Here is a 4640-nt window from a genome sequence, read left to right as displayed (position 1 = left end):
TGGCGGGTCGAACTGCCGCTGGGCGCACCCCAGGTGACGTGCGGATCGGGCGTGCCGTCCCCCTCGGTCCAGCCCTTGGTGACGAGCACGGTCGCGAGCAGGGCGAGGGAGGTCAGGCCCACACCCACGGCCGCCGCCCTGGGGTGTCTGCGCGGGAGGGCGAGGAGGCCGTCCGGGGTGGGGCGGTGGCGGCCCATCGGGCGCCGGACAGCACGGGCGGGGTTCCCGGGCGTCGCGCGGCCGGGCCGGGAGTCGAGGTAGCGGCGGGCGCCCCAGCCGAGGACGGTCTCGGCGAGCAGCACTTCGAGGCCGCCGTCGAAATGGCTCAACTGCTCCGCCGCGAAACGGCAGTAGCGGCATGTCATGAGATGCCGTTGCACATCGGGCAACAGACTGCCGCCGCGGCGGATCGGGACGTCGAGCAGACGGTTGTAGTAGCGGCATTCCGGAGTTGGCGCGAGTTCCTGGTGGGCACGGACACAGCCCGACCTGAATTGTTCACGCGCCTGATCCAGCGCGGCGGTCGCGGTGGCCTCGTCCACGCCCAGCAGACCGGCCGGTACGGTTATGGGTTCGGCCTCGACCTCGGTGTGCCACAGCAGGCATTGGGAGGCGCCCGGCAGCTTGCCGAAAGCGCGTTCTGCGAGCTTCCGCCTTTCGGAGGTCCCGGGCCTCGCCGCGCGTAGACCTCGGCCGCCAGTGGGTTTACGAAGTTCCGGCAGCAGCTCGGGAATTCGTTCATCGGCGGCCCACTTCTTCACCATCTCCCTGACCGCCACAAGGAGTTGGGGCCGCAGGGCGCCACCGGTCACCCGGCTGGCGAGTACCTGATGGAAGGCGGCGCTCGCCACCATGGACGCCGAACTCTCGGCGGTGGCAAGGCAGATGACCGCATATTCACTTGTCGACTGCCAGTGGCGCGCGAGCAGCAGGGCGGCGGCACGAGTGCCCGCGGCTTTTTCGCCGAGTTGCGCCACGAGATTGCGGTCCGACTCCCCCGGACTCGATCCGGGGCGAGGCGGGAAGGGCGGGCGTGGGGGGTAGGGGGATTGCACGGGACCATTTCCTTCCAAGCCGCAGGACGGCACACGAATGCCCGACCATCGGAAAGCAGGTGCTTGATTGGTGCATACCTATGAGATGTCAGAAACGACGCTGACCATTGCCTTCTCACAGCCGGCCTCATGAGGTGGCTCACACTCGCACAAGCCTCTGACAGGAAACAAGGAGTTAGGGTGACCGATGTTCAAAACGCTGTGAATTCAGATTGGTTACCGGCGGTATCCACAGGCGTCTGCACAGAATCTCCAACTCCCCCGCTCTCCCGCTCCCGCTCTCCCGCGAACTAGGAGAGGCGCACAGGGAACTCCGAAGTTTCTCTCGGGATGCTCTCATCGCGATGGGCCAGCATGAGCCGCATGATCGCCCCCCACTCTTCAGCCACCCCCGCACGCGCCCCCGTCCCCACGGTCCGCAAGGCGGTCGTCCCGGCCGCCGGGCTCGGCACGCGGTTCCTGCCCGCGACGAAGGCGACGCCGAAGGAAATGCTCCCGGTCGTCGACAAGCCCGCGATCCAGTACGTCGTCGAGGAGGCCGCGGCGGCCGGGCTCGACGACATCCTGATGGTCACCGGCCGGCACAAGCGCGCCATCGAGGACCACTTCGACCACGCCTTCGAACTCGAACAGGCCCTGGCCGCCAAGGGCGACACCGTGCGCCTGGACGCCGTACGCGATCCCGCACGCCTCGCCGACATCCACCACATCCGCCAGGGCGACCCGCTCGGCCTCGGGCACGCGGTGCTCTGCGCCCGCCACCACGTCGGCGACCAGCCGTTCGCCGTCCTCCTCGGCGACGACCTGATCGACCCGCGCGAGACCCTGCTCAGCCAGATGCTGGAGGTCCGCGAACGATACGCCGGCAGCGTGGTCGCCCTCATGGAAGTCCCGGAAGAACAGGTCCACTTGTACGGCTGCGCGGCCGTCGAGCCGACCGGTGAGGACGGTGTCGTACGCGTCACCGGCCTGATCGAGAAGCCGTCCCGCGAGGACGCGCCGAGCCGCTACGCCGTCATCGGCCGCTACGTCCTCGACCCCGCGATCTTCCCCACCCTGGAGCGCACCCCGCCCGGCCGCGGCGGCGAGATCCAACTGACCGACGCCCTCCAGGAGTTGGCCACCGGCGGCACGGTCCACGGAGTCGTCTTCAAGGGCCTGCGCTACGACACCGGCGACAAGGCCGACTATCTGCGCACGGTGGTCCGGCTGGCCTGCGACCGCCAGGACCTCGGGCCCGAATTCGTCGCGTGGCTCAAGGAGTTCGTGGCAGGGCTGGAGGGCAGCGAGAGCGGCGAGGGCGCGCGGATCGCGGCCTGAACCCACGCACACGAGGGCCCGGCCATCCTTGGGCGATGGCCGGGCCCTCGTAGCGGAATCGAGTTGATCAGCCGTTCGGCCGGAGCGTCCAGGTGACCGTCATCTCGCCCGTCACTGCGCCGTCCTCGCGCTGGATGGCGACGGTGACCGGGAACTCGGGGCGCTCGCCCGCGTCGAGCTCGGCGACGACATCGGCGACGGGGCGGCCGAGGGTCGCGGTGGCCTTCACCGGGCCGAGGGCGATCTTCTTGAACGCGATCTCGGCGTTGACCGGGAGCGGCACGGCCCGCGAGAGCTGGTCGCCGAAGGCGGCGAGGACGATCGCGCCGCTGGCGGACTCGCCGAGGGTGAACATGGCACCGGCATGCGGCCCGCCGACGTGGTTGCGGTACTCGCTCTGGTCCGGCAGGGCCAGCACGGCCCGCTCCGGACTGGTCTCCAGGTACTCCAGGTTCAGGGTCCGAACCATGGGCACCGTGGCGGCGAGCAACTCGCCGATGGACATCTGATCTGCGCTCATGAGCGGCATGTTACCCATGAGTAGCCAATTCCGGCCAGACCTGTGCGCCGGCAAACACCGTCCGATCCCCGAGTTGGTACGACCCTGACAAGGGCCGGTGACCCCACCATGTCCCACGTCGCACTAGGGTTACTGCCCATGTGGCCAGGACAGCAGCCGCCCGGGGGCGAGCAGAACCCGCAACAGAACCCGCAGCACAACCCGTACCAGCAGCCGGGGTACCAACAGCCGAATCCGTATCAGCAGCCCGGCTACCAGCAGCCCAACCCCTATACGCAGCAACCGCAGTGGGGTGCTCCGGGCCCCGCGGGCGGACCGCAGCCGCCGCAGGGCGGGGGTGGCGGAAACCGGACGAAGGTGATCGCGATCGTCGCCGCCACGGCCGTCGTCGTGGCCGCCGGGGTGACCGGATTCCTGGTCCTGGGCGGGAACAAGGACGACAAGGCGGACGGCGGCAAGGACAAGGCAAGCCAGTCGCCGTCGGCGTCCACGAACCCGAGTGCCTCCTCCTCCGGTTCGGACGACAACCCGCGCGGCACCGAGACCGAGACGCCGACCGTCGCGGGCTGGAAGGTCGTCGTCAACCAGAAGTACGGCACCGCCTTCGACGTCCCCGCCGACTGGGAGGTCGGCACGCCGGGCACCTTCACCTTCTTCGAGGACGAGGTGAAGGGCGACGGCTCCCCGTACATCGGCTTCTCTGCGCCCGCCTACCTGAAGCAGAAGTGGTGCGAGTCCGACGACAACAAGGACGGCACCACGGAGACCTCGTCGCTGGCGTCGAGCGGCACCAAGGGCGAGGACGGCGCGAAGGACACCGCGAGCACCGCGCGCGGTGACGCCGCCGCGTTCGCCTTCGGCGGGTACACGGACCAGAAGGACTCCTCCAAGAAGTACCTGAAGATCGGCGCGGCGAAGCCGTACACGACGAAGGCGGGTGTCGCCGGCAGCGTCGCCACCTCGTACACGACCGGCGTGCCGAAGAGCGGCAAGTGTTCCTCCGACGGCAAGGCGACCACGTTCGCCTTCAAAAACTCGGCGGGCGACTTCGTCTCCTGGACCCTCTACGGCGCCAAGGGCGTCAGCGAGGAGATCCCCGACGCGACGGTGCAGAAGATCCTCAGCACCGTACGGCTGCACGGGGATCCGACGGGCAGCACCAGCTGACGGCGCTGGCCGTTCGGCTCATTTCTGGCCGCAAATCCGTTTGGCAGGGACAGGTCCGGGCGGCGATAGTCGGCCGGTGAACGCCACCGCCGCCCTCCGTCCCCCGCACCGTCCCGACTGGGCGGGCCGCAACTACACGCTGCTGACCGCCGCCGCGGTGGCGACCGGTCTGGGTGGGAGCGGTTCGCTGATCGCCGCCGCGTTCGCCGTGCTGGACGCGGGCGGCGACAGCGGTGACGTGGGCCTGGTGGCCGCCTCCCGCACGCTGCCGCTGGTGCTGTTCCTGCTGGTCAGCGGCGCACTCGCGGACCGAGTGCCCCGGCACCGTGTGATGGTCGCGGCCAACGCCCTCAGCTGCGTCTCCCAGGCGGCTTTCGCGGTACTCGTCCTGACCGGCGAGCCCCGCCTCTGGCAGATGATGCTGCTGGCCGCGCTCGGCGGCACCGGGCACGCGTTCTTCGGTCCGGCGGCCGAGGGCATGCTGATGTCCACGGTGAGCGGGGAGCAGGCGGGCCGGGCGTTCGCGGTGTTCCGGATGGCGATGCAGGGCGCGTCACTGGGCGGCGCGGCCCTCGGCG

4 protein-coding genes and 1 pseudogene are annotated in these 4640 nt (G+C 69.7%); 3 read left to right on the top strand and 2 right to left on the bottom strand.

The window, feature by feature from the left end; all coding sequences use genetic code 11:
* Positions 1 to 977, bottom strand: a pseudogene (locus tag R6V09_RS46360) (hydrolase); the annotation flags it as partial.
* Positions 978 to 1418: 441 nt separating this feature from the next.
* Here R6V09_RS46360 and galU point away from each other — a divergent pair.
* A complete protein-coding gene (gene galU, locus R6V09_RS46355) occupies positions 1419 to 2375 on the top strand; it encodes a UTP--glucose-1-phosphate uridylyltransferase GalU (protein ID WP_317887492.1) in 957 nt (318 codons plus the stop codon).
* 67 nt (positions 2376 to 2442) lie between these two features.
* On the opposite strand, the gene R6V09_RS46350 is transcribed toward galU, so the two are convergent.
* Positions 2443 to 2880, bottom strand: a complete 438-nt coding sequence (locus tag R6V09_RS46350; RefSeq protein WP_200710593.1) for a DUF4442 domain-containing protein — start codon at positions 2878 to 2880, stop codon at positions 2443 to 2445.
* Between the two features lie 153 nt (positions 2881 to 3033).
* Between R6V09_RS46350 and R6V09_RS46345 the strand changes: the two genes are divergently transcribed.
* Complete coding sequence (locus R6V09_RS46345) at positions 3034 to 4062, top strand: hypothetical protein (protein WP_317887491.1); 1029 nt, start codon at positions 3034 to 3036, stop codon at positions 4060 to 4062.
* Positions 4063 to 4138: 76 nt separating this feature from the next.
* Positions 4139 to 4640 (top strand): MFS transporter (locus R6V09_RS46340; protein ID WP_317887490.1); only part of this gene is annotated, 502 nt, incomplete at its 3' end.

This window comes from Streptomyces sp. W16, assembly GCF_033194735.1.
GTDB lineage: Bacteria > Actinomycetota > Actinomycetes > Streptomycetales > Streptomycetaceae > Streptomyces.
The sequence above is the reverse complement of the archived record's forward strand: the minus strand, read 5'-3'. Positions and strand labels throughout refer to the sequence as shown.

Coding starts and splice junctions, on each gene's coding strand:
- galU (WP_317887492.1), top strand. CDS start 1,419: ATGATCGCCCCCCACTCTTCAGCCACCCCCGCACGCGCCCCCGTCCCC.
- R6V09_RS46345 (WP_317887491.1), top strand. CDS start 3,034: ATGTGGCCAGGACAGCAGCCGCCCGGGGGCGAGCAGAACCCGCAACAG.
- R6V09_RS46350 (WP_200710593.1), bottom strand. CDS start 2,880: ATGTCCATCGGCGAGTTGCTCGCCGCCACGGTGCCCATGGTTCGGACC.